This is a genomic window from Shewanella sp. (assembly GCF_041630135.1).
Classification (GTDB): domain Bacteria; phylum Pseudomonadota; class Gammaproteobacteria; order Enterobacterales; family Shewanellaceae; genus Shewanella.
The window spans coordinates 50,697-74,387 of the sequence record NZ_JBFKLW010000015.1 but is presented as its reverse complement, the minus strand read 5'-3'; the positions used below and the strand labels follow the sequence as shown (position 1 = coordinate 74,387).

Annotated in this window: 24 protein-coding genes; 10 read left to right on the top strand and 14 right to left on the bottom strand. The window is 51.4% G+C overall.

The annotated features are described in order from the left end of the window. On the top strand, positions 1-284 hold a 284-nt coding region (locus ABYK60_RS06255; RefSeq protein WP_372871086.1), incomplete at its 5' end, for an LUD domain-containing protein. Positions 285-344: 60 nt separating this feature from the next. On the opposite strand, the gene ABYK60_RS06250 is transcribed toward ABYK60_RS06255, so the two are convergent. The 5 genes from ABYK60_RS06250 to ABYK60_RS06230 form a co-directional block, all read right to left on the bottom strand. Then, complete coding sequence (locus tag ABYK60_RS06250; protein ID WP_372871085.1) at positions 345-1,439, bottom strand: TonB family protein; 1,095 nt, start codon at positions 1,437-1,439, stop codon at positions 345-347. Between the two features lie 88 nt (positions 1,440-1,527). Further along, the gene (locus tag ABYK60_RS06245) at positions 1,528-2,859 is read right to left on the bottom strand and encodes an MATE family efflux transporter (protein ID WP_372871084.1); all 1,332 of its coding nucleotides are present in this window, start codon (positions 2,857-2,859) and stop codon (positions 1,528-1,530) included. A 73-nt stretch (positions 2,860-2,932) separates the two neighbouring features. After that, on the bottom strand, positions 2,933-3,982 hold the full coding sequence (locus tag ABYK60_RS06240; RefSeq protein ID WP_372871083.1) for a GTP-binding protein: 1,050 nt from the start codon (positions 3,980-3,982) through the stop codon (positions 2,933-2,935). A 72-nt stretch (positions 3,983-4,054) separates the two neighbouring features. Then, a complete protein-coding gene (locus ABYK60_RS06235) occupies positions 4,055-5,440 on the bottom strand; it encodes a DEAD/DEAH box helicase (RefSeq protein ID WP_372871082.1) in 1,386 nt (461 codons plus the stop codon). A 114-nt stretch (positions 5,441-5,554) separates the two neighbouring features. Further along, complete coding sequence (locus ABYK60_RS06230; RefSeq protein ID WP_372871081.1) at positions 5,555-8,614, bottom strand: EAL domain-containing protein; 3,060 nt, start codon at positions 8,612-8,614, stop codon at positions 5,555-5,557. A gap of 572 nt (positions 8,615-9,186) precedes the next feature. On the opposite strand from ABYK60_RS06230, the gene yiaY reads away from it, so the two are divergent. The 3 genes from yiaY to nhaC all read left to right on the top strand — a co-directional run bounded on the left by yiaY (position 9,187) and on the right by nhaC (position 12,975). Further along, positions 9,187-10,335 (top strand): L-threonine dehydrogenase, encoded by a 1,149-nt coding sequence (yiaY, locus tag ABYK60_RS06225; protein WP_372871080.1) that lies wholly within the window; start codon positions 9,187-9,189, stop codon positions 10,333-10,335. A gap of 476 nt (positions 10,336-10,811) precedes the next feature. Then, the gene (locus ABYK60_RS06220) at positions 10,812-11,174 is read left to right on the top strand and encodes a cytoplasmic protein (protein ID WP_372871079.1); all 363 of its coding nucleotides are present in this window, start codon (positions 10,812-10,814) and stop codon (positions 11,172-11,174) included. 334 nt (positions 11,175-11,508) lie between these two features. Next, the gene (gene nhaC, locus ABYK60_RS06215) at positions 11,509-12,975 is read left to right on the top strand and encodes a Na+/H+ antiporter NhaC (protein WP_372871077.1); all 1,467 of its coding nucleotides are present in this window, start codon (positions 11,509-11,511) and stop codon (positions 12,973-12,975) included. A gap of 45 nt (positions 12,976-13,020) precedes the next feature. Here nhaC and ABYK60_RS06210 read toward each other — a convergent pair whose 3' ends face one another. Both ABYK60_RS06210 and ABYK60_RS06205 read right to left on the bottom strand, forming a co-directional pair. Beyond that, positions 13,021-14,349, bottom strand: a complete 1,329-nt coding sequence (locus tag ABYK60_RS06210; protein WP_372871076.1) for an NAD(P)/FAD-dependent oxidoreductase — start codon at positions 14,347-14,349, stop codon at positions 13,021-13,023. An 11-nt stretch (positions 14,350-14,360) separates the two neighbouring features. Then, on the bottom strand, positions 14,361-14,945 hold the full coding sequence (locus ABYK60_RS06205; RefSeq protein ID WP_372871074.1) for a GNAT family N-acetyltransferase: 585 nt from the start codon (positions 14,943-14,945) through the stop codon (positions 14,361-14,363). A gap of 131 nt (positions 14,946-15,076) precedes the next feature. Between ABYK60_RS06205 and ABYK60_RS06200 the strand changes: the two genes are divergently transcribed. Further along, positions 15,077-15,298 (top strand): hypothetical protein, encoded by a 222-nt coding sequence (locus ABYK60_RS06200; protein WP_372871073.1) that lies wholly within the window; start codon positions 15,077-15,079, stop codon positions 15,296-15,298. Positions 15,299-15,333: 35 nt separating this feature from the next. On the opposite strand, the gene ABYK60_RS06195 is transcribed toward ABYK60_RS06200, so the two are convergent. Beyond that, positions 15,334-15,702 (bottom strand): acyl-CoA thioesterase, encoded by a 369-nt coding sequence (locus tag ABYK60_RS06195; RefSeq protein WP_372871072.1) that lies wholly within the window; start codon positions 15,700-15,702, stop codon positions 15,334-15,336. 166 nt (positions 15,703-15,868) lie between these two features. Beyond that, positions 15,869-16,882 (bottom strand): low-specificity L-threonine aldolase, encoded by a 1,014-nt coding sequence (gene ltaE / locus ABYK60_RS06190; protein ID WP_372871071.1) that lies wholly within the window; start codon positions 16,880-16,882, stop codon positions 15,869-15,871. 218 nt (positions 16,883-17,100) lie between these two features. Between ltaE and ABYK60_RS06185 the strand changes: the two genes are divergently transcribed. Next, positions 17,101-17,736 carry a trimeric intracellular cation channel family protein gene (locus ABYK60_RS06185; RefSeq protein ID WP_372871089.1) on the top strand — a complete coding sequence of 212 codons (636 nt, stop codon included), beginning with the start codon at positions 17,101-17,103 and terminating at the stop codon, positions 17,734-17,736. A gap of 58 nt (positions 17,737-17,794) precedes the next feature. On the opposite strand, the gene tpx is transcribed toward ABYK60_RS06185, so the two are convergent. The 5 genes from tpx to ABYK60_RS06160 form a co-directional block, all read right to left on the bottom strand. Further along, a complete protein-coding gene (gene tpx, locus ABYK60_RS06180) occupies positions 17,795-18,370 on the bottom strand; it encodes a thiol peroxidase (RefSeq protein WP_372871070.1) in 576 nt (191 codons plus the stop codon). A gap of 144 nt (positions 18,371-18,514) precedes the next feature. Beyond that, a complete protein-coding gene (locus ABYK60_RS06175) occupies positions 18,515-19,342 on the bottom strand; it encodes a mechanosensitive ion channel family protein (RefSeq protein ID WP_372871069.1) in 828 nt (275 codons plus the stop codon). A 32-nt stretch (positions 19,343-19,374) separates the two neighbouring features. Next, the gene (locus ABYK60_RS06170) at positions 19,375-19,941 is read right to left on the bottom strand and encodes an OmpA family protein (protein ID WP_372871068.1); all 567 of its coding nucleotides are present in this window, start codon (positions 19,939-19,941) and stop codon (positions 19,375-19,377) included. Between the two features lie 157 nt (positions 19,942-20,098). Then, complete coding sequence (locus tag ABYK60_RS06165) at positions 20,099-20,575, bottom strand: DUF924 family protein (protein ID WP_372871067.1); 477 nt, start codon at positions 20,573-20,575, stop codon at positions 20,099-20,101. A gap of 590 nt (positions 20,576-21,165) precedes the next feature. After that, on the bottom strand, positions 21,166-21,726 hold the full coding sequence (locus ABYK60_RS06160) for a DUF4136 domain-containing protein (protein WP_372871066.1): 561 nt from the start codon (positions 21,724-21,726) through the stop codon (positions 21,166-21,168). A gap of 182 nt (positions 21,727-21,908) precedes the next feature. On the opposite strand from ABYK60_RS06160, the gene ABYK60_RS06155 reads away from it, so the two are divergent. The 4 genes from ABYK60_RS06155 to ruvX all read left to right on the top strand — a co-directional run bounded on the left by ABYK60_RS06155 (position 21,909) and on the right by ruvX (position 23,670). After that, on the top strand, positions 21,909-22,226 hold the full coding sequence (locus ABYK60_RS06155; protein ID WP_372871065.1) for a hypothetical protein: 318 nt from the start codon (positions 21,909-21,911) through the stop codon (positions 22,224-22,226). Positions 22,227-22,353: 127 nt separating this feature from the next. Further along, entirely contained in the window at positions 22,354-22,683 is a 330-nt protein-coding gene (gene yciH, locus ABYK60_RS06150; protein ID WP_372871064.1) for a stress response translation initiation inhibitor YciH, read from the top strand. A 4-nt stretch (positions 22,684-22,687) separates the two neighbouring features. After that, entirely contained in the window at positions 22,688-23,251 is a 564-nt protein-coding gene (locus ABYK60_RS06145; RefSeq protein ID WP_372871063.1) for a YqgE/AlgH family protein, read from the top strand. Beyond that, positions 23,251-23,670, top strand: coding sequence for a Holliday junction resolvase RuvX (gene ruvX, locus ABYK60_RS06140; RefSeq protein WP_372871062.1), 420 nt, complete (start codon positions 23,251-23,253; stop codon positions 23,668-23,670). The genes ABYK60_RS06145 and ruvX overlap by 1 nt, the downstream gene beginning before the upstream one ends. The last annotated feature ends 21 nt before the right edge of the window (positions 23,671-23,691 follow it).

Here is a 23,691-nt window from a genome sequence, read left to right as displayed (position 1 = left end):
TGGCAGTGGCCGAAAACGGCGCTGTGTGGGTCACGGAAGCTTCGCTCACTCAGGGCGACCACACAACCCGCATCGCGCCCTTTATCTGCGAAAACCTGCTGCTTGCAGTTCGCTGCGACGCCATAGTCGCCGACCTGCATCAGGCCATGGGCCGTATCGGTAAGCTTGAAGATGAACTGGGCTTTGGGGTCTTTATTGCCGGACCATCCAAAACCGCTGATATCGAGCAAGCCCTGGTGGTGGGCGCCCATGGTGCCTGTAGCCTGGGGCTGTATTTGATTTAGCGCTCGCGCTGATGAAAGCAAAAACGCCGCGAATTCGCGGCGTTTTTGCGTTCATGGGTACTACTTTACGTAAAAATCCACCCGAGCAGAACTTTCAGCTTTCACCGGTTTGCCATCTTCAAACTTGGGAGCATAGCGCCAGGCTTTCACAGCCTCCATGGAAGCCTTCTCAAAGCCCTTGCCACCTTCTGAGTTCAGCACTTTGGCATCGCGCACAATTCCCATTTCATCTACCGTAAAGCCGATTTCAGCCCAGCCACTCTTGCGACGCTTAACGAGGTCCAGAGGATAAGCCGGCTCTTTACGGTACAGTGGCGTCTGCTGCTGATTGTCATCCCACGGCTTCATGCTGCCAATAGCTATACAGTGTTCGGTGGACAGCTCTGACTTGCCCTGTCGCTCGTAAATCTCCACCAGACGACTGTGGGCGCCCAGTGCATAGGGATGGGTATAGTCAAATACTTTATATTGTTCAATTACTTCAAGAAACAGCGGCTCGGCTTTTTGGTATTTGCCATTGCCCATATGAGCACCTGCGAGCATGTAGGTCGCTTCAAGGCGTACGGCACTGTTGGCAGGGTGATTAGCAGCAAAATATTCATGTGCATCGCGAATATAGCCATAAACCGCTGACGTGTAATACTCGGTACGGGCAAGGCGTTTGAACGCATTCATGCGGGTGACTGCCAATAAATCCGCCTTTTCGGACGCGTCAGCAATCTCAAGCGCCCTTCGGTAGATATCACGGGCGTCCTTACTGTCCTGAGTCAAATCACCCAGCACCATCAACGGCTCAAGCAGCTCTGGTGCATCCTTGGAAAATGTCGCTTCATAGCTTGCCACACTGGCAGCGGCAATTTCAGTGGCCAGCTTGCGGTCGGCCTCAATATCACCTGAGGTATCTGCCCTTAATGCTTTGGCAAAATTCAGGCCCAGATTGGCGTAATCCTGGCTGTCTTTGCCGAATTTGGACTCACCCAACTGATAGGCTTCTTCAGCAAAGCGGCGGGCATCAGCATTATTACCAGCGCTCCAGGCCTGCTGATACTGATTGAATGCAGCGGCAAAAGCATCTGGGTTGGTGTTGGCAAAGGCAAAAGGCGTGGCTGCACAGAGGGCCAGCAGCAGTGGTGCAAGCTTCCATGTTGGCGTCATAATTAGTATGTCCCTATAGTTTTATTAAATTATTGTCACATCAGAATAAGACTGCGCAACTATAACAAACATTCACACAAACAAACAGCTACGCCATTTGCCGGTCAATTATGACCATTTTCCTCACCATCCACAGCGTCAGGCAGACACTGACAGTCGCAAGCGAAATCCACACCCCCGGCACGCCAAAGGCCCAGGCGAAACTGTAGATCACCGCCGCAATCAGCACCAGCTTGGTGCCAGTGAGGATTGACGCCTCCCGTGGCCGGTTGATGGCCTGAAAGAAGCTCGCCCCCACCAAAATCATGCCTTCAAAGGGCAGGCCCCAGAAATACAGGTGCATGCCGTCAATGGCCACCGGGCTTAATGCCGGATTGTCTCCCGCAAAAACAAACACTGCCCATTCGGGTTTGCCGTATATAAACAAAAGCCCAAGTCCGGCAATCAACAGGGTCACGCTCATGGCCCACTTGCGTATCTGGCGAACCCTGTCAAAACGGCCTGCGCCGGCATTAAAGCTGAGTACCGGCTGCGACCCAAGGGCAATGCCTTCAAAAATCAGATAAAAAAAGGCTTCGGTATAACTCACCACCCCGTAGGCAGCCACGTGCAGCGGGGTGCCGACCCACAGGAGCGCCGTATTGTGCAGCGTCAGCACTATCGACAGATACAGGTTCATCAGCAGGCTTGGCAAACCTACCCTGGCAATATTAAGGCAATTATCCAGCGTCAACTTCATCTGCTGCCAATCGATTCGAAGCTGAGTACGGGGCGAGAAAAAATGCTGCAAACACAAAAGCCCGGTCACAGCCTGGGACAACATGGTGGCGATAGATGCACCGGCAAGGCCGTAGTTCCACACCACGATAAACAGGTAATCCAGCACAGTATTTAGCACACCGCCGCCTATCAGCACCCAGGTCACGAACGCTGGTCTACCGTCATTGCGCAAAAGCGTGGTAAAAGCCATGGAAATCAGCGGGAAAATACAGAGTGAGAAATACCAGAACAGGTAATCATGGGCACTTTCAAGCACCTCGCCCCGGGCGCCAAGCCAAATCAGCAGTTGCCGGGAACTGAGTGAACCCACAATGGTAAAAAGCACGGCCGCCAGCAGCACCAGAGTAAAGGCGTTGCCCAGAATTTGCCGCGCCTTATCGGCTTTACCCTCACCAAGCCGAATTGACATCAGGGCACCGGCGCCCATGCCAATCATGGCGCCTACTGCATAGAGTACAGCGCCCACGGGGTACGCCAGCATAATGCCCGCAAGCCCGGTTTCGCCAAGAAAATGGCCTACAAACATGCCATCAATGGTCACATAAATGCCCGTCACCAGCATGGAAGCCACTGTTGGCAGTGTATAGCGCCAAAACAGGCGATGAATGGGCGCATGGAGCAAGTCTTGGGTATGGCTCATGTATGATTTACTGTTCTTTTTGATTGTTATTTTTTACAGCATGGAGCGCGATTGTACCGGATGAAGGCCAATCTTAGCCAGCGTTATGCCGCTTTCCAGCACTCAGGATCTGCGTTTCGATGGCATCCCAATCCAGAGGTTCGCGGCTGATAAATTCAATCCGGGAATCCAGCGTATCATCAAGTTCAGACAGGCTTAATTCCGCCTCCAGCCGATTAATGGCCAAAATACCGTCTGCGGTAATCATCACCGCTTTGAGCCGCAGGCTTGGAATGGCATCACAAAGAGCCATCAGTGCATCAAAATCAAAACACCAGTCGGCAGCAAAGCACCAGCCGCAGGCATACAGCCCTTCGCCCTGATGCAGCTTGCGCACCACGCCCTGGGGATTAAAGGTGATGGGATTCTCGTCAGGCCCGGCATCAAACACACTAGCTGCGGGCCTGCTGAGGGTAAGCCCCGTGCTTTTTTGCCTATTTTCTTGGGCGTTCTTCGCTCGCAGCAAGGCGCCGGACGGGCTATCAAGCGTCTCAAGCAAAGTTCCTGCAAGTGGCTGCTCGCGGGAAAACACCATCATGGTGGCATCCGGGTTGATGGCAGTCAGATAGCCTGCGAGAGATTGCAGCGGCGTCTCATTGTAACAATCGGCTTTACTTGCCAGCACTATATCGACCATTGCCATTTGCTGATTGAACAGCTCGTGGGTCGTGTATCTGCTGTCGGCAAGATTGCGCGGGTCGACCAGACACACACTGCTTTTAAGCGCCAGTACGCCGCGGTACTCGTCACTTTGCAGGGTTTGCACAATATTGGCAGGATGCCCAAGCCCTGTGGGCTCAATCAGTAACCTGTGGGGTTTGGCTTTTTTCAGCAGTCCGGCAATGGCCACCCTGGTGGGAACGCCTGCGGCGCAGCACAGACAGCCTCCGGGCACTTCGCGAATGACCACACCATCGGCCTCCCCCAGCAGCGCCCCGTCAAGGCCGATTTCACCAAACTCATTCACCAGCACGGCCCAGCGCTCATCTTTGGGCTTTTGAGCAAGCAAACATTTGATAAAGCTGGTTTTACCTGCACCTAAAAAGCCGGTGATGACATTAACCGGGATATTGGCAAGCAGCATTTCAGCTCTCCCTTACATCGAAACGCCAAAAACTGGAGTACTCCTGAGCCTGCGGCGCCGGAACACGCCCGCTTATTTACCGAAGCCTGAGCGCCCCGTTTTGCTGCGCCCGCTCTTCCCCGCTCTGGCAGCCTGACCCGAACCGCCGGCTTTATGGGGCCTGTTTTTATGTGCGCCGCTGTGATGTGCAGCGGTTTTGGCAGCAGCACTTTTGCCACGGTTGCTCACTCCAGCCGGGCTTGATTGTTGGCGGTAGCGCTCCGGCAGGGGGTCTTTTGGGCCGTAGCCTGCAGGTGTCACTGCCTCAGGTAAGCCCGGGCAAACTGCCGCCAGCTGGGCAAGTCCTGCTTTATCGTCCCGCTCCAGCACCACTATGGCGTGTCCGGCATGCCCGGCACGGGCACTGCGCCCGAGGCGGTGCAGTAAGTCTTCTTCGCTGTGGGGCATCCCCAGACTTATCACCACCGGCAATTTGGCAATATCCAGCCCTCGGGCTGCCACATCAGTGGCCACCAGCAAACGCACGGCGCTGCGTTTGAACTCATCCAACCCCCGACGACGGGCACCCTGAGTCTTGTCGCCATGGAAAGCTTCGGCGCTAAGACCATCAAGCTTAAGCTCCCGCACCAGATTATTGGCGCTGTCCTTGGTGCCAACAAACACCAAAGTTTGCCCGTAGTTACGCTTACCCACCAGCTCCGCCAGCCACTCGGCCCAGCGGCGTCTGTCAAGATGAAACAGTTCTACCGACAGCTGTTCAGGGGTGGTACCAGTGCCGGCGGTTTCTACAGTAACCGGATTGTGCAGCCAGCGCTGGGCGAGTGTGCGCTCACGCTCGCCAAAACTGGCAGAAAAGAGTGCAGATTGATGAGTGCCAAGGCGACTGCGGATTTTATCGATGGCTGGTCCAAAGCCCATATCCAGCATGCGGTCAGCCTCATCAAGCACCAGATAGCGCACTGCATCCAGGGATAACCCGAAATGGCAAATCAAGTCCCACAGCCTGCCCGGCGTTGCCACCAGCACGTCCACCCCGTCTCCAAGCGCCCGGGTTTGAGCGCGAATATTCACTCCGCCGTATACCGCCAGCGCTACCAGACCGCTGTCCCCTGCATAGCGATTGACATTGACCGCCACCTGTTCGGCAAGCTCCCGGGTGGGCACAAGCACCAACGCCCGCAGCCTTGAGGCCGCCCTTGAGGCATGCAGTGCATCCAATTGCAGCCGCTGTGCCGACTGCGATTCGACCGGTGCCAGAGGGTGCCTTAGCAGCTGCTCAAGGATCGGCAACGCAAAAGCTGCGGTCTTGCCACTGCCGGTTTCGGCAATGGCCAGCAGGTCAGCACCCTTCAGCATAGCTGCGATGGCCTGAGTCTGAATATCGGTTGGCGCCTTATAGCCAAGACGGCTGACCGTCTCAGTGAGCAGCGGGCTTAACCCGAGGGATGTAAAAGTCATGGCGATTCGCAGCTGTTGGGGTGAAGAAACCGAGGCGGCAGTATAGTCCCCCGGGACGAAATGGCAATCGGCAACTGAGGCAGATAATTCCGCCTCGCTCAGGCTACACTCAATTTACTGTTGCAGGCTGGGCGCTGCGGCTTCCTTCACTGGCGCTGCCAGATAACGCGCTTCAAATTCCTGTGCCGTCACCGGTTTGGAATACAGGTAGCCCTGGCCGTAGTCGCACCCCATGGCCAGCAGAATGTCGCGCTGGGCGGCGGTTTCCACCCCTTCGGCAATCACCTTCATGCCCAGCTTATGGGCCATCACGATAATGGCTTCACACAGAGTGCGATCGCTTGAGTCATCTTCCAGATTGCGGGTAAAGGATTGGTCAATTTTGAGATAATCGATATCGAACTTTTTAAGATAAGCCAGTGAGGAATATCCGGTACCGAAGTCATCCAACGACACCTGAATGCCCGCATCACGGTATGCCAGCAGCTTTTCCGATACCCCGCTTGAGGCATCGAGCAGCAGACCTTCGGTAATTTCGATACAAATACCGCCCTGAGTCAGTTCAAGTTTTTTCAGTAATTCGACCCAACGCTCAAAGTTGGCACCTTCGTCGCGAAACTGTACCGGCGACTTGTTCACACTGAGTTGAATTGGCTTTCCATATTTGCGCTGCCAGTCACGGCTCTGGCGCGCTGCATTTTCAAATACCCAGGTGCCGATTTCCAAAATCAGCCCTGTATCTTCGGCTACCGGAATAAACTCTGCCGGAGAAACAAAACCGCGATCCTGATGGTGCCAGCGCAGCAGCGCCTCGGCCTTGTAAACGGCACCGGTGGACATTTCAATTATCGGCTGGAAATATAACGTAAACTCATGCTGTTCGACCGCCAGTCTCAAATCCTGAATAAGCCGCATCCGGTAACTGGCATGTTCCTGCATAGATGGAGTGAAGTAATTAAATCGATTCCGCCCCTGCTCTTTGGCAGCGTACATGGCCTGGTCAGCATTTTTCAGCAGGGCCTCACGGCTGTTGGCATCATCGGGAAACAGTGTAATGCCAATACTGACACTGATATAAGCGGTGTCCTGTCCCAGGGTATAAGGTTCGGCAACCGACCTTAAAATCTTACTGGCAACCCGTTCAATCACTTTGGGTTCATGGATATCACGGATCATCACAGTAAACTCATCCCCGCCAAGGCGAGCCACTACATCCGATTCCCTCACGCAAGCCTCGATACGTTCCGCACACTCCACCAGCAGCTTATCGCCCATATCATGTCCGAGGGTATCGTTAACCTCTTTGAAAAAGTCCAGATCGAGAAACATAAGGGCGAAGTGGCTATGCTGTCTGTCGGATAACGCTATTTCTTTATCCAGATAATCCAAAAGCATACGCCTGTTTGGCAAACCCGTGAGAGGATCGTAATTGGCCTGTTGCCAGATGATTTCTTCCTGCGCTTTCTTTTCGGTAATGTCAGAGAAAAGCGCCACTCGCCGATAAGCGCGGTTGTGATTATCAAAAATGGTATTAACCGTTAGCCATATCAGGTACTCGTCACCATTTTTGTGCTTCTGCCACATTTCACCCTGCCAACGGCCGCAGTTCTGGATTTCACGGTTCATTTCCCGATAAAGATTATCCGGATTGCGTGGGTAGTTAAGGATGCTGATATGCTTTCCGAGCACATCTTCCTGTGAGTAGCCGGTAATATCGGTAAATGCGGCGTTGATGGTGATGATATTGCCCTTATTATCCATCACGCTCATGGCTTCGCTGGAGTTGTTGTACACAGAAGCAGCCAGCTCAAGCTGCTCCTGACTGCGACGTACCGCAGTAATGTCCAATTGAATACCACACATTCTGACGGCTTTACCGTCTTTATCCCACTGCATGACCCTGCCTGTGTCTCTCACCCACAGGATCTGGCCATCTTTACGACGGATCCTATATTCAAGACTATGATTTTGGGTATGACGATTCAGGTGTAAATCGAGGGAGCGAAGTAACTTCAATCTGTCATCCGGGTGAACAGAATCCACCCATAAGCGATTGTTGGCGCGCATCTCTTCCATGGTAACGCCGAGCATTTGCGCACAACGCTCATTTCTGACCACTATGTCTGTCTTCAAATCCCAATCCCAGAAACCCAACTCTCCGGCAGCAAGCACCAGAGCCAACTGCTCGCGGCTTGCCCGCACCCGCGCCTCAGATAGGGTTTGATCGCTGATATCCATGAAACCCGCAATCACCAGCTGTACCTTTCCGGCCGCCCGCTTACAGGCCACTGTCATGTGGGTGTATACAGTGCTGCCATCTTTGGCATAGAAGCGCTTGTTGATTTCATATTGATCAATTTCGCCAGCAAGCATGCTGTTAAACTGTTCAAGATCAGCAGCCAGATCAGCCTCATGGGACATTCGCTCCCAGGTCATTCCCAACAGCTCTTTCTCGCTATACTTAAGCATTTGACAAAGACGGGGATTGACCTTAATCCAGCGCTTATCCAGCGAGGTGATGGCAATACCTATGTTGCCCACATTAAATTGTGAGCGGAACAGAAAATCATCCTGCAGCTTTATTTTTTCATCCCGCTCCAATACCAGACGCCCGGAAAGTAACTGCCCCAGTAACATGGTCGCCACCGGACAGACTAAAAGCAAAGGTATGCCTATAGACGAAATGATTGGCCAGGCGACACCAAAGGGCATCAACAACACACTGGCAAGCACCGAGAGGTGCACCAGAAAGCCAAGCTTCAGGTAGTGATAGAAACCAATTTTTGATAAGTCATTCTTCCAGCGAAGCCGCCATAACAGGCCCACCCCGGCACTGACAAATATGCCTGCCAAACCAACAAAAACAGCCTGCCCCCCCATAAAAATACGAAACGCGGATGCGATAACGACAGCTACCAAGGTGGGAATACCGCCGAAATAAAGACCTGAAATACTCAACAGCACAGTACTGGAGTCAAAAGGAATCATGGGGGAAAGCTCATAAGGGGCGGCCATAATTGTCATGGCGATTAGGCCAATGACCACCCCAAGTACTACCCGCCATAACCCGAGCAGCCGTTGTTGCTTCAACCAGGGAATGGCATCAAAAATAAATACCATCACCAGCAACAACGCGGCATTTTCAATCAGCGGAAACAGGATTCCCGGTTCCATCTTCAACAGTTACTCCCGCAAAGTGTTTTGGCAAATACCGGAAACAAGTTATTCCGATTCTTGAGTTTTGAACGTTCCGGCGATGAAAAGCTTCAATATTGACAGAATTGTAGCAAAGGGTAACTGCTATTTTATGTGGCGTCGCGCCCGGCCTGCTCAGGACGCATCCCCGACGAATATTGTCACTTTCCATACTCACAGAGCTATTCCCCACAACCAGTACTTACAGTTCTGCACCCCACAACCTATATGCCGCCCAATCAGGCCCGTGTTCAGTCTGACACGTCAGCTTATGCAATGTCAGTCTGAGTCAAAGCTAAAATCAGGTACCAATGCTATCTCCGGTAAAAATAGCAGCGGCTTTATGGTCAGCCATTGTTGAAAAAATAGCTGGCCGGTAAAGCATGGGTTCAAACAACATTGATAACTCAATATGTTAACCAGTTACAAGTTTTGAACTATTTTACTCAATTATAGGTATATTACCGCTAACAGATCACATATTTCTCTCTATAGCGCTGTTACCTTTGCCCGCAGAAGAAACTCAATTTCAGCAAAGAAAGGTGGATGTTATGGCTGCAAAATTCTTTATCCCATCCGTAAACGTGCTCGGCCAGGGCGCAGTAGATGACGCGATTGGTGACATCAAGACCCTGGGCTTCAAAAAGGCGTTGATAGTAACGGACAAGCCTTTGGTACAAATTGGCATCGCAGGCTCCCTGGTTGAAAAGCTGGGTGAAAACGGCATTGTCGCAGTGATATTTGATGGGGTTCAACCCAACCCGACCACTGGCAATGTGGAAGCAGGGCTCTCTTTACTCAAGACCAATGATTGTGACTTTGTGATTTCTCTGGGGGGCGGCTCCCCCCACGACTGCGCCAAAGGCATTGCACTGGTGGCGACCAATGGCGGCAGTATCAAGGATTACGAAGGCGTGGATAAGTCTGCCAAGCCGCAATTGCCTTTGGTGGCGATAAACACCACGGCAGGTACTGCCAGTGAAATGACCCGCTTTTGTATCATCACAGATGAAGCCCGCCACATAAAAATGGCCATTGTGGACAAGCACACCACGCCAATCCTGTCGGTAAACGATCCAGAACTGATGCTGAAAAAACCAGCCGCGCTCACAGCAGCCACTGGTATGGATGCATTAACCCACGCTGTTGAAGCCTATGTATCTATTGCCGCCAATCCCATTACCGATGCCTGCGCTATCAAGGCGATTGAGCTTATTCAGGCTAATTTAGCCCGGGCGGTTCATGACGGTCAGGATCTGCTGGCACGGGAACAAATGGCCTATGCCCAATTCCTTGCCGGTATGGCCTTTAACAATGCAAGTCTCGGCTATGTGCACGCCATGGCACACCAGTTAGGCGGTTTCTACGACTTGCCTCATGGTGTATGTAATGCATTGCTGCTGCCCTATGTGCAGGAATATAACGCTCAGGTGGCAGCTGCCCGCCTGAAAGATGTGGCAAAAGCAATGGGCGTGGATGTTACTGCACTGAATGACGAACAAGGTGCTCAGGCAGCGATTGATGCTATTAAGTCACTGTCAAAGGCCGTCAACATTCCGGAAAATCTTACTGTTCTCGGGGTAAAAGCCGAAGATATTCCTGTACTCGCCGACAATGCGCTCAAAGATGCCTGTGGATTTACCAATCCCAAGCAGGCTACCCATGAAGAAATCTGCCAGATTTTCACCAACGCACTCTGATTGTTGCTGAAGGAAACTGGTTAGCGTAACAGGTACAGTTAATGCGAAAGGCTCATTAGGTTCTCCTGTGAGCCTTTTTTGTTATGCGGTTAACGGGCGGCATGCGAAAAAAAAGCGACCAAACCAACAGAGTGAACAAGTTTTTCGTTCAACCTGGAATTTAATGACAATTTGCGCCATTTAGCAGTTACATCCAGATACAAACCAATTAAAATGGCGCTGTTCGCTTTTTCCCTGCAAAGATTAGGCAAACGCGGGCCCGGCTTATAGCCGGGCTTTCTTTTTTAATGGTCCATCATTTGGCTGTTCAGATTTTCATCAGTGATTGCTAAAGTTTGATCCACCACCCGTTTAGTAACCCAAGACCGTGCTACAAAACAGGTAAGTAACGCCGATGCTGCACACTTTTTAAAATACGGCTAAGGTAACACTATCTTCGGCGCAAATTTTTTGGTGAATATTAAGGCAGGAAAACAATGACAGCTATTACCCATGTTTATAACTACACAGTACGCTGCCCACACTACAATGACCCCCAGCATGAAGTAAGCTGGAAAAATCACATTGAATTAAACCACTCCAGCGAAATTGCCCTTAAACGCATTACCAAATGGCATAGCGAATCCGGTGAACTGGCTTTTGAAGACGCAGGCTTTATCGTGCGAAAAGCCACTGATGAAAAAGCCTTCTTTGCGGTCCAAAGCTCCAGACTGAAAAACGATGGCCATGCTTTGGTCACCTTTAAACTGTTCCTGGACGAATGCTGCGACCAGGAAGACCCCAAGGCCATCGTCAGTCATCTGATAGCTGATTATCACGATCGTCTCGAAAAAATCTGATCTCTGATACCAACAGGGGGGAGCCATTCCCCCTCTTAAGCCAAGCCTTATCGAAAACTTCAAGCCCTCACTGCATCTGTCCCGCGAGCCTTAACCTGGCGTCGTTTTCTATATTTACTCCCTTCACCTTACACGCCCTGCTGCACTGCCAGGTAACACATTTGTTATCGACTTTTGACATTCAGTTATGTCAGGATAGTCCGTCTCAGATACCTCGGGCATGGGCTCAGGAACTGGACTTACTAGCCTAACACAAGCAAAAACAATTGGGGCTGCACGCCCCTCCTGCACTGGATGCAGAAATAAAAATTATAATAAATTCAGGATGTAAATTATGACTTCGCACAAACAGCCCAGCCTGATGGATGCACTCATCCCCGTGGCGGCACTGGTCAGCATGCTCGCTGCCGCCGTTTACCTGTTCTCCTCAGACAGCTCTTCCGGAGCAAATCAGATAGCCCTTATCCTCGCCGCCTGTATTGCCATGGTTGTGGGTATTAAAAACGGTTTTGGTTGGAAAGATATTGAAGAAGGCATGGTACGCAGTATCGGAGTGGCCACTCCCGCCCTGCTTATCCTGTTTTCTGTGGGCTCATTGATTGGTGCCTGGATCCTATCTGGCACTGTGCCCGCAATGATTTACTACGGCATGCAGGTGCTGAGTCCCGATTATTTTTATGCCGCAAGCTGCCTTCTGTGCGCCTTGGTGGCACTTTCCATTGGCAGCTCCTGGACGGTGGCAGGCACTTTGGGTATTGCTCTCATAGGTATCGCCCAGGCAGTGGGGCTCAGCCTTGAAATTACCGCTGGTGCCATCATCAGTGGTGCCTATTTTGGTGACAAGATGTCACCCATGTCAGATACCACCAATTTGGCACCCGCTGTGGCTGGCACGGACATCTTCAGCCATATCCGTCACATGACCTGGACCACTGTGCCCAGCATCCTGATTGCACTGTTGATATTCCTGTTTATTGGCCTGACAGGCGACACAGGCGGGCTGGAGACCAACCTTGACGCCACACTGGCGCTGCTGGATGCCGAATTTAACATAGGCCCTCATCTGCTGCTTCCGCTGGCTGTAGTGATTTACCTTGCCTATCGCAAAATGCCCGCCTTCCCCACCGTTATTTTGGGCACTCTTGCCGGCGTGGTGTGTGCCGCTGTTTTTCAGTTTGATGGGGTAACCAAGCTCGCTGCCGATACAGAGCTGGCGGCACCTTTGGCTATGCTGAAAGGCTTATGGATAGCTATGTTCAACGGTTATAGCGCCCAAACCGGTGACGAGATGCTGGATAGCCTGCTAAGCCGTGGTGGCATGTCTGCCATGGTGAATACCGTGTGGCTTATCCTGTCAGCCATGGCTTTTGGCGGCGTAATGGAAGCAACCGGGCTTTTAAATCGGTTATTGCAAAGCATGTTATCCATGGTGAAAACCTCATCCAGCCTGGTAATCACCACCCTGGGATGCGCCATCGGAGCCAATGTCATCACCGCGGATCAGTTTATTGCCATTATCCTGCCCGGCCGCATGCTCAAACTTGAATATACCCGCCACAATCTGGCACCGGTAAACCTGTCACGGGCGCTGGAAGACTCTGCTACAGTTACCAGTCCGCTGGTTCCCTGGAATACCTGTGGCGCCTTTATGGCAAGCACACTGGGCGTGGCCACCATAGCTTATCTGCCGTTTGCTTTCTTTAACTATATTTGTCCTGTAGTCAGTGCCGGCTACGCTTACTTTCAAATTAAATTGCTGCCGCTGGAAGAAATGGATTCTGCCGAGCCTCAAAACAGCTGATAAAAAAACGCCCTCTTTTGAGGGCGTTTTCTTTCCACCATCTGGTTATCCCAGACTGTCCCTGAGTCTTCCGTAGTGATAGAAACCCCACTGACCCAAACGGCGCAAAGACGCCATGGGAAAACTTGGCAAGGGGGTTGCGTAAAGCGGCAGCGCTGGCGCCTTTACATTGCACAGCATACCGGCAAGTCGCCATGCGGCCTGAGCAGAAAAAGAGACTCCGGCACCACAATAACCCATGCTGTAACCAGCCCCCTTGTCGGTATATATATGTGGCATATCATCCAGAGACGCCGCCAGCCATCCATGCCAATGATGACTCAGTTCTACACTGGCAAGCGCAGGAAATGCACTGTTCATCGCTTGTTTCAGGCGCTTTACATACACAGGATTATCGGCGTCACGCCCCCAAACAGCGCCACGACCGCCAAACAACAAACGATTATCCGGAAGCAAACGGTAGTAATATTTAAGCACCCGGGTATCCATCGCCACCTGATGACTGTGTAATCCTGCTTGATTCAGCTGCTCCTGAGATAGTGGTTCGGTAACAATCACATTACTGAGGATCGGCAAAAAGCGCCCCGACAGCATATCTCCCAACCCCTGCTGAGTGTAAGCATTACCCGCATACACCAGGGTGCTTGCCTTTACGCTGCCGTTGTCTGTATGCAACAGGTAGCCGTCCTGCTCTCTATGGCTGGACAGAACCGTACTCCCTTCATGAATGCAAACCCCGGACTGTTCAGCCATCCTGGCATAACCCAGCAAGAGTTTTAGCGGATGTAACCCAAATCCATCATTCAGCCGCAAGGCACCGAAGGATTGCTGATGGCACAGGTACTCAGATTTAAGCCGTTCGGGGGTAATAAACTCAGCACCCTGCCCCATATAGCGGGCAATAAAATCAGCCCCAGACTGGAGTGTAGCCATCGCCTTTGCACTGTGAGCTATTTTCAGATAGCCACGCTCCTGTGGCTCACAGTCTATCTGCCCCTGCCTGATAATATCTTCAACCCGAACCACGGCTTCAGAGAACTCGCGGTAAATCCCCTTAGCCGTGTCCAAGTCCCAGCGGGATGCCATCTGAGCATATCCAAGACGCCCGGAACCTTTCAGAACAAAGCCGCCATTTCGGGCACTGGCACCAAAACCCACTCGATTGGCTTCGAGCAAGGTCACTTCACGGCCATATTCTGAAGCCAGATACCAGGCTGTCAGCAGCCCGGTAAATCCACCACCGATAACCGCCACATCGGTTTGAGTATGTCCCTTAAGGGGCTCTCGAACGGGTGCAAGTTCAGCCGTGCTGGCCCAGTAGGATGCAGCCAAAGGCTGTCCGGCGGCACTGGAACTTATCAGAGGGTCGTACACTTAGAACTCCTTTAAAACACCAGCAACATTTCACAGGCTGTGCAATGACAATCATCACCGCAAAGTGTGCACAGATAATCCGGATTATCATGGGATTGGTTCCAGCGATCAGGATGAGCCTTGATAAGGCGGCCACCGGCTTTGGAAAAATACCTGACCGCAGCATTGTTGGGACTTTCTTGCCATAGATGAGCGACACCGGCCAACGCCCCTTGCGCACGGGCAGCAGAGGCAGCCTTTTGTAACAACAGCCCTCCCAACCCCTGGCCTCGTGCAGACTCCGCCAGGGTATTGGATTTGAAATAACATACCCTGCCAATGTCGATACCCCAGAGCTCCGGACTGCACCATCTGTCCGGTAACCAGTTCCCCGCTGCCACAGTTAACCGAAAGCCCACTAAATCCCCCTGATGGCGGGCAATGAAACTGGCATTGATGCCCCCCTTAAAGCCAGCACGCCATAGCGCTTCCAGATGGGGCATATCAAGATAAGCATCACCATGAACAGACTCGCCTAGCGCCAACACATCGGCGAGATCGGATTGCTGCATTTCGCTGATTTTAAGGCTGGATGGGTCTGATAAATAGACAGACATAAAGAAGGACCATATTGTTATTTTTTTGTATCACAAGCCTACCACAGTCCACTTTCGGTGGGCAGAGCCAGAACACTTTTCAACCCCGGCGCCCGGCTGTTATAGTGTGCACCAACAATTAAGGAGACCTTATGAACGCACAAATTACCTCTGTGGCTGTTATTATGAGCCTGGCGCTGCTATCTGGCTGTGCTGAGCTGAAAGATGCAGGACGCTCCGTAGGTGACACCACAAAAGAGGTCACCCGGGAAATAGGCCATGCAACCCGCGATGCCACCAAGGCTATTGGTCATGCATCAAGGGATGCGGTGAAGTCAGTTAAGGAAGAGTTGTCAGAAGAAAACAAAAACTGACCCTTCTGCCAGCCCGGCTATCCCCAGATGCAGTATCAGATGGCATAAGCCCGCATCCCGTGAGGGGTGGGCAATCCCTTCTCGTTTACGTGTACAAATACCATTTTTTCCACTGTCACCACCGGCAGCAGCGACACCTTGTTGCGCACTTTGGCACGCACGGTAACAGAGCTGTGCCCCATACTGATGAGCTCAAAGCCGAACTCCAGGACGTCTCCGGCCCGGGAAGGTGTGGCAAAGTTGATTTCAGCAATGAGTTTGGTGACATGTTGCTCGCTCTTCATCTGGCAGGCAGCAAATATGGCAGCTTCCTCATCCAGCCAACTGAGCAGCTGCCCACCGAACAGGGTATTGGCTGGGTTAAGATGATCAGGTTTAACCAAGCGACGGCTCAAATATTTCATGGGGGCCTCCGTAATGTTTCCCCCCAATACTCTGCAACCACCACACCAAAATTTTAATAATTTAAAAATCAGATGGTTAAATTAAACCACTGCCAATTGCGGCCAATCCGTGCACCAAACAGGCGCACTCAACACCCGAGTTGCGCCGTAAAGCGGCAATTCCCCTTTAGCGACAGCAGGCTTTAAGTGCATCGATAAACGCAACAACATCGGTACGAGCTATATCCTTATGGGTCACCAATCGCAGCTGTTTTGATGGTGAAATAACAAAACCATTTGCCATCAACTTTGCGGCCACCGCGTTAATATCTACACCGTCAGCCACTGTGGCAAACACCATATTGGTCTGCACTGAGGTAATATCCACTTCGAAACCGTCGATTTGAGCAAGCTCACGGGCAAGCAATGTGGCATTGTCATGATCGTCAGCCAGTCGCTCAACTTGCTGCTCCAGCGAGACTATCCCCGCGGCGGCCAGCACGCCGGCCTGTCGCATACCACCACCCAGCATTTTGCGCCAGCGACGCGCTTTTTGAATAAGTCTGTCATCGCCGAGCAACAAAGAACCCACCGGAGCGCACAGCCCCTTGGACAAACAAAGAGACACTGAATCAAAGTGCCCGGCGATCTCTGCCATAGGTTTATTCGCCGCTACAGCAGCATTAGCCAGACGCGCGCCATCCAGGTGGATTTTCAGGCCTCTATTAAATGCCAGCGCCTGAGCCTCGGCCAGATAGGTCATCGGCAATATCTTACCGCCAATGGTGTTCTCAAGACTCAGTAAACGGGTACGGGCAAAATGGACATCATCCGGCTTGATGGCCGCCTCTATATCCTTAAGGGCAATACTGCCATCCGTCTGGTTGGTAAGTGGTTGCGGCTGAATACTGCCAAGCACCGCTGCGCCGCCGCCTTCGAAGCGGTAATTGTGAGCCTGCTGACCACAAATATACTCGTCGCCACGATCACAGTGGCTCATCAGTGCCAGCAAATTCGCCTGGGTGCCGGAGCTGGTAAAAAGTGCATTGTCGAATCCAAGCATCTCGGCGGCCATGGCCTCCAGACGGTTGACCGTGGGATCATCACCATAAACATCATCCCCCAACGGTGCCTCAAACATAGCGCGGCGCATGGCCTCGGTTGGCTGAGTCACGGTATCACTTCTGAAATCCACTGGCATTGGTTATCCCCCGCTAAGTAAAATCAATGCCGATTATCAAGGCTAATGCCATGAAAGGCCAGCATCGCAAAACAGGCTGGCGGATGACCACTAATAAACTCCGAAATACGACAATCCATTTCATTACATAATCTAATGCAAACACAGAACTAATCTTGGTTGAAAAGGCCAAAGATTCAGGCAAAATGCAGCGCTTTTCACCCTATTGGAGCGCCACCGTGGCACAAACAGAATTCATTATGATCCTTTGGCTTATCGGCGTGCTCGCCGAGGCCATGACCGGCGCCCTTGCGGCCGGTCGCAAGCAGATGGATTTGTTTGGGGTGGTGATTATCGGTCTGGTCACCGCCGTGGGCGGCGGCACCCTGCGGGATATGCTGCTTGGCAACTACCCGCTTATCTGGATTGCCAACTGGCACTATTTGATTGCCATTGCGGCCGCATCGCTGTTGACCGTACTGATTGCCCCGCTGATGCGCTATCTGGGCAGGTTATTTCTGGCCATTGATGCACTGGGGCTGGCGGTATTTTCCATTACCGGTGCCCAGAAAACCCTGATGCTGGGCTTCAGCCCTGTGGTAGCTGTGGCCATGGGCGTTGTCACCGGCGTGTTTGGCGGCGTACTTCGTGACATTCTCTGTAACGAAATCCCGTTGATTTTCAGGCGCGAATTCTATGCGCTTGCGTCCGCATTGACGGCTTCTGCCTATGTCGTACTGGCGATAAGTGGCTTTGGTGGCTGGCCAAGCTTATTGGGCTGTCTGTTGCTTGGCTTTGGCCTGAGAATGTGCGCTATTCGCTTTCGCTGGTCCATGCCTACCTTTAATTATCAATGGGATCCCCATGCACATTAAGGTTCATCAGTATAAAAAACGCCGCTATTGCGGCGTTTTTGTTATTCATCACATCCAGTCAGCGACTACTGATATCAACAAGCGCCTTGAGCGCCGCATCATAATCAGGATGCTGGCTGACTTCTGCCACCAACTCGCTATACCTCAATACCCCGTCTGCGTCGACAATAAAGATACTGCGGGCAAGCAAACCCCGGTTTTCGATCAGCAGGCCATATTCTTTGGCAAAATTACGCCATACGGCATCTGAAAGCACCTGAATATTCTCAACTCCTTCTGTCTTACAAAACCGTTTTTGGGCAAAGGGCAAATCGGTACTCAGCGTCAGCATCACTACCGATTTTTCATCAAATTTACCCACTTCATCATTGAAGCGCTTGGTTTGCAGAGCACATACACCGGTATCGAGACTGGGCACCGCACTGATGAGTACGGTTTTCCCCTTAAAGTCACTGAGTGCGATGGGATTAAAACCACTGTCCACAACTCTGAACCCCGGCGCAGGCTGACCTATCTCAGGTAAACTGCCAGAAAGAGAGACAGGGTTCCCTCCCATGGTAACACTGGCGCGCTGCGCTGCGCCCGCATTGAGGGACAAAGCTACCAAAACTGTCATCAATAGGGTTCTTAACATAATGATGCTCCTAATCATAATCCCTGAGTGGGTGTGACATTTGAACCAATCTAAACCAGTATGCAGTGTTACAAAATCACATAACAACCGCCAGAGCAGAGCATGAAAAAGAGCCGGCTATTGCCGGCTCTTTAATGCACGATGTTACTTTGTGGCTGGCAGCTCTTTCACATGAATATCCATTTGTGGATAAGGAATGCCGATGTTATTCGCATCCAGCGCATTTTTGATCTGCTCTAAAAGCTCGAATTTTGCCGCCCAGTAATCACCACCTTTCACCCAGGGACGTACAACAAAATCGATAGAAGATGCACCTAACTCGGCCAAAGCCACAGTATAGGATGGGTCTTTCAACACAAACTGATTGTTGTCGAGAATGTCAGTGAGGACTTTTTTGGTCAGTGCGATGTCTGCATCGTAAGACACGCCGATCACCAAATCGACACGGCGCTTGTCCATGGCGGAGTAGTTGGTAATAGTGCCATTCATGATGGCTGAGTTGGGCGCGATGATAACTTTGTTGTCACCGGTACGCAGTTTGGTAGAAAAGATGGTAATTTCATCTACCACACCAGCAATACCTGCCGCTTCAATAAAGTCACCCACACGGCAGGGACGGAAGAGCACCATAAGCACACCGGCAGCAAAGTTTGACAGCGAACCTTGCAGCGCCAGACCGACGGCCAGACCGGCGGCACCGATTACTGCAACCAGAGAGGCAGTCTGCACACCTATTTGGCCCAGTGTGGCTATGATGGTAAATACAAACACCACCGCCCATGCCAGATTAGCCACAAAAGAAGTGACTGTCTGATCAATCTTGCGGTTGGTCATTACCTTGGTGGTAACTTTCTTCACCACGTTAGAGATGTATTTACCCACCAAAAAGATAATGATCGCAAAAACAACTTTGAGACCATAGGCCATCATAAGCTCGGGCGCCTGCTCGAGAAGTGCTTGGATATGTTCCATTAAATTACTCCCTTAAACTGTAGAAATACTTTTTACTCAACGATAATCAAAATGTCCACACGACGATTTTGTGCTCGGCCCAGCTCAGTGTCATTCGAGGCAACGGGTTCTGAATTCCCACAAGACTCCAGCATAATCCTCTCTCTGGCAATACCAAAATCCTGATTCAACACAGCTGCCACATTTTCAGCCCTGGCAAGGGATAGCTCTTTATTCAGATCATCCCTGCCAATTATGTCCGTATGCCCACGGAGCAGAACAGACACCTGCTTATCCTTTATATGTTCAACCAACTGCGCCAGCAAAGAAGAATCATCAAAGGGAACCAAAGCCGAACCGAACTCAAAATATATCGTGGGGATCTCTGCCTGCTCACAATCAGCCGGGTAAGGCTGCATGTCCAGTGTCAGCATACACACAGGTGGGGTTATGGGAAGCGGCACAATACATCCGTTTGCACCAACAAAACTACCGGCAGGTGTACCTGGACAAGCATCCTTATAATCAGGAACCCCGTCTGCGTCTTCATCGCCAACAGCCCAGACAGAGTGCACCGACAGACTCCCCAGCAGCAAACAATATTTTACCCACGGAACCATAGTGAAATCCCTGATGTATCATCTCAGACGCAGAATGATCCACGCCGATTCGGGCTCAATAGAGTCCATGATAAACAAAATATATTTTACTGTTTAATTTACAAAGAAAAAGTATTTTGTTTTACAGGAAATAAGGCTAGCAATTGCTGTGAGGAATTCAACCTAAGTCTTGCAGTCCTTCAACAGACAGGTCAAAACCTGCCTGAAGCCACCAGCCTCGCCATTGAGCCAGTCGGCAAAGTTCGGGGTCCGTATCAGCAGCAAGCGCTCGCATGCCACCGAGCAGCCGTGACAGCAGTAATTTATCTTCGTCCAGTCGGGAGTGAAACAGTGGCGCGTAAAAACCATAACGGCCACAAAGATCAAGCTGGGTATCAAAGCCACGGCGGATACCGCTGATACACAGGGCGCGCGCCTTAAATTGCCAGCGCTCAGGGCTTGGCAGCCCGAGCCGCTTTGGCACCAGAGTGAAGAGCAAAATCAGCGCCAGCATTCCGGGAGGAGTGGATTGCCAGTCATCCAGCTCGCCATTGGCGGCCTGTTGGATCAGTTCCCGCCAGTGGTTTGCCAGTGCGGCATCGGGCGCATCGCCCCCTTCCAAACTCTCAAACCAGGATGCCAAAAATGCCTGCATAGCTTACGCCTTCTGCTCTTAGCCTGTTCCGAAAAAGGTGGATTTCAGCGATATCTGAACATCGCTAAGGCCGGTGGTTGCGTAGTCCAGGCTTTAAAATCATCAGCCACCGGAAGCAAGCATAACAACCTGCCCTATGACGGGCTGCTCGACTTTGGTCGAGTGATACCAAGAAATCAATTAGCAGGTTTATTAGTTGTACGGTTGGCAACGACGCCAATATCGGCACTACGTCATTATCGAACCACAACTTGCCGCAGCGCTGTAAACCCAAAACGGTTTCCTTTTGATTAAATCTGTACAGCAAATCCATGACTGCGGCTTACAACCAAAGCATCTGGCGGATGCATGAATTTCGTCAAAGATTGATTCCAGGGCGGCCCATCCTTTTCAAACCCACAAAATGGCTGACCAATGTGAACATTAGGCTATGCAACCTGCTGATATCACCGCTGGGACAACATTTGCGGACAGCTCTGCGACTAAAATAACCTTGGCTATCAAGGGCATCAGCTACAAAAAAAGCGACCCCGGTCGCTTTTTGATTACTCAAGTATTGTATTAGCCTACAAAGGCTTACTGCTTTGCAGTTACTTGCCTTCAGGCTTGGGCGGATAATTCATCATCACACTGGAGACTGCTTCACGCACCTTGGCCTCGCGCTCCTGCGGGGTGTTTTTATCGCGAATGGTGTCAGCCACAGAGCCACGCCAAATCAGCTTTCCGGTTTTATTATCAATCAAATCAATGATGAGAGTTCCTACTTCATACTCACGCACAGTTGTTTGGGTCTGCACCTGGCCACCCCAACCCCAACCTGGGCCCCAGTATGGGTTGTAGCCGTAGTTGGTGTTGAAGGTATCTACATTGATTTTCTTATCAACCTTGGTGAGATAGTTCACCAGCAGATCAGCGCCGGCCTTGTCGGTTTTGGTAATGCCCTTTTGGTTAAGCTCGGATTCAATGGCATCCCGTACCCGCTGATCCATCAAACCATCCAGATGGTAACCGGCTTCATCGCCTTGTTTTTCAACCCAGGAATAGGTTTTGTACTGGTTAAAGCTGACACCTGGGTCGAAGTCCCAACTGGTATTCAGGCTGGAGCATGCACTCAGTGCCAGGGCAGCCGCTGCAATAATAAGTTTTTTCATAATAACTTCCCCGAAAAGCGATTCTTCTGCAGGGTAAGACAGAAGGACAGTAAATTGGTTTCAGCTTAACTGCCATTTTTGTGAGTAACAACTGAAAAATATCACGATTTTTAAGCAATGCTTGACCCTGACATAATGATAATTGATAATCATTATCAATCGCATTTTATAGGAGCTTGCTGATGTATTGGTTTATTGCTGCCATCGTAATTGGCTCGGGCATCTTCTTTTTTGCACCGGCTTCCAACAAAGTCAGTACCGAAATCAACACCCACAACCCCAGTCTCGCCAACCCTGGGCTGTTGCTGGTTTCTCTGCTGGTGACTAGTTGGCTGCTGCTCACCCAAATCACTCAGGAAAAGTTACTGCCTGCCAGTCTGGCTTTGGCAATGTTGGCACTGAGTGCCATTTTAACTGTGCCCAGCCTGCGCCGCTTTATGTTGCCTGCGCTGCTGCTGACCTCAGCACTGCTGCTGACCAATCTACTGCTGATGTTTTAAGCCCTGATTGTCAGACCTGATAGTAAGACAAGCCACCTGCGGGTGGCTTTTGTCATTTGTCCAGGAGCCAAATGCCCGTGCACTCTGGTAAACTGGCAAAAATGCCCCGTGGAAGAAGCATCGAAAAATGAGAATCGATCCGAACGTATTACTGGTCTACAGCACAGATAAAGGCAGAATCGATGAGCCCAAGGAACAGGCCGAAGTCCCCAAAGGGGATGGCGTAGTCCGTATTCACAAAGACAGCAAAGGCCGCAAAGGCAAAGGTGTCAGCGTGATTAAAGGCCTGGGGCTGGACGTTAGCGACCTTAAAGAGCTGGCGCAAAAACTGAAAAAGCAGTGCGGCTGCGGCGGTACGGTCAAAGACTTTGATATTGAAATCCAAACCGACAATCGCGAACAGCTTAAATCCCTGCTGGAAAAGCAAGGCTTTACGGTTAAACTCGCCGGAGGTTAGGCCTATGGACAGTCTTAAAAATCATTTGCTTATTGCCATGCCCAGCCTTAATGACGGTTTTTTCGACCGCAGCGTTATTTACCTGTGCGAGCACGATGCCAAGGGTGCCATGGGGCTTATTATCAACCGCCCAGTGGGCATGTCAGTCAGGGATTTGCTTGCCCAGCTTGAACTGTTACCTGATGAAGGTATTTTGCTCAGTGAGGCCCGCGATCAGGTGTTGGTTGGTGGCCCCGTGAATCCGGAACGCGGCTTCGTGCTGCACAGTACCCAAAGCGGTTGGACCAATTCCAGCCCGCTGACCGACGAGCTGATGCTCACTACCTCGCGGGATATTCTCTCTTCCCTTGGCACAGATAAGGCCCCACAAGACTTTGTTGTGGCATTGGGCTATGCCGGTTGGAGTGCCGGTCAGCTCGAACAGGAGCTTGCCGACAACAGCTGGCTTACAATTCCCGCCAGCGACGACATTCTGTTCGCCCTGCCCCATGAAGACAGATGGCAGCAAGCCAGCAAAGCCCTGGGGTTTGAGCTTTGGCAGGTGTCCAGCCAGACAGGACACGCCTGATGAGTACAGTGATGGGGTTTGATTTTGGTACCAAGAGCATAGGTATCGCCGTAGGCCAGTCAATTACCGGCAGCGCCAATCCGCTCACCTCGGTTAAGGCGCAGGATGGGATCCCCAATTGGGATGACATCGGCAAGCTGATTAACGAGTGGAAACCTGATTTACTGGTGATTGGTTTGCCACTGAATATGGATGGTACCGAGCAGGAAATGACCCAGCGGGCGCGCAAGTTTGCCAACCGCTTAAATGGCCGCTTCGGGGTGAAAATTGCCACCCAGGATGAGCGCCTGACCACGGCAGATGCCAAGGCCAGGCTGTTTGAACTTGGCGGTTTCAAGGCACTGACCAAAGGTCAGGTTGATGCTGTATCGGCGGTATTGATTGTAGAAAGCTACTTTGAAAATCAATATGGCGCCTGATGTCGCCATCAAAAAACGCCG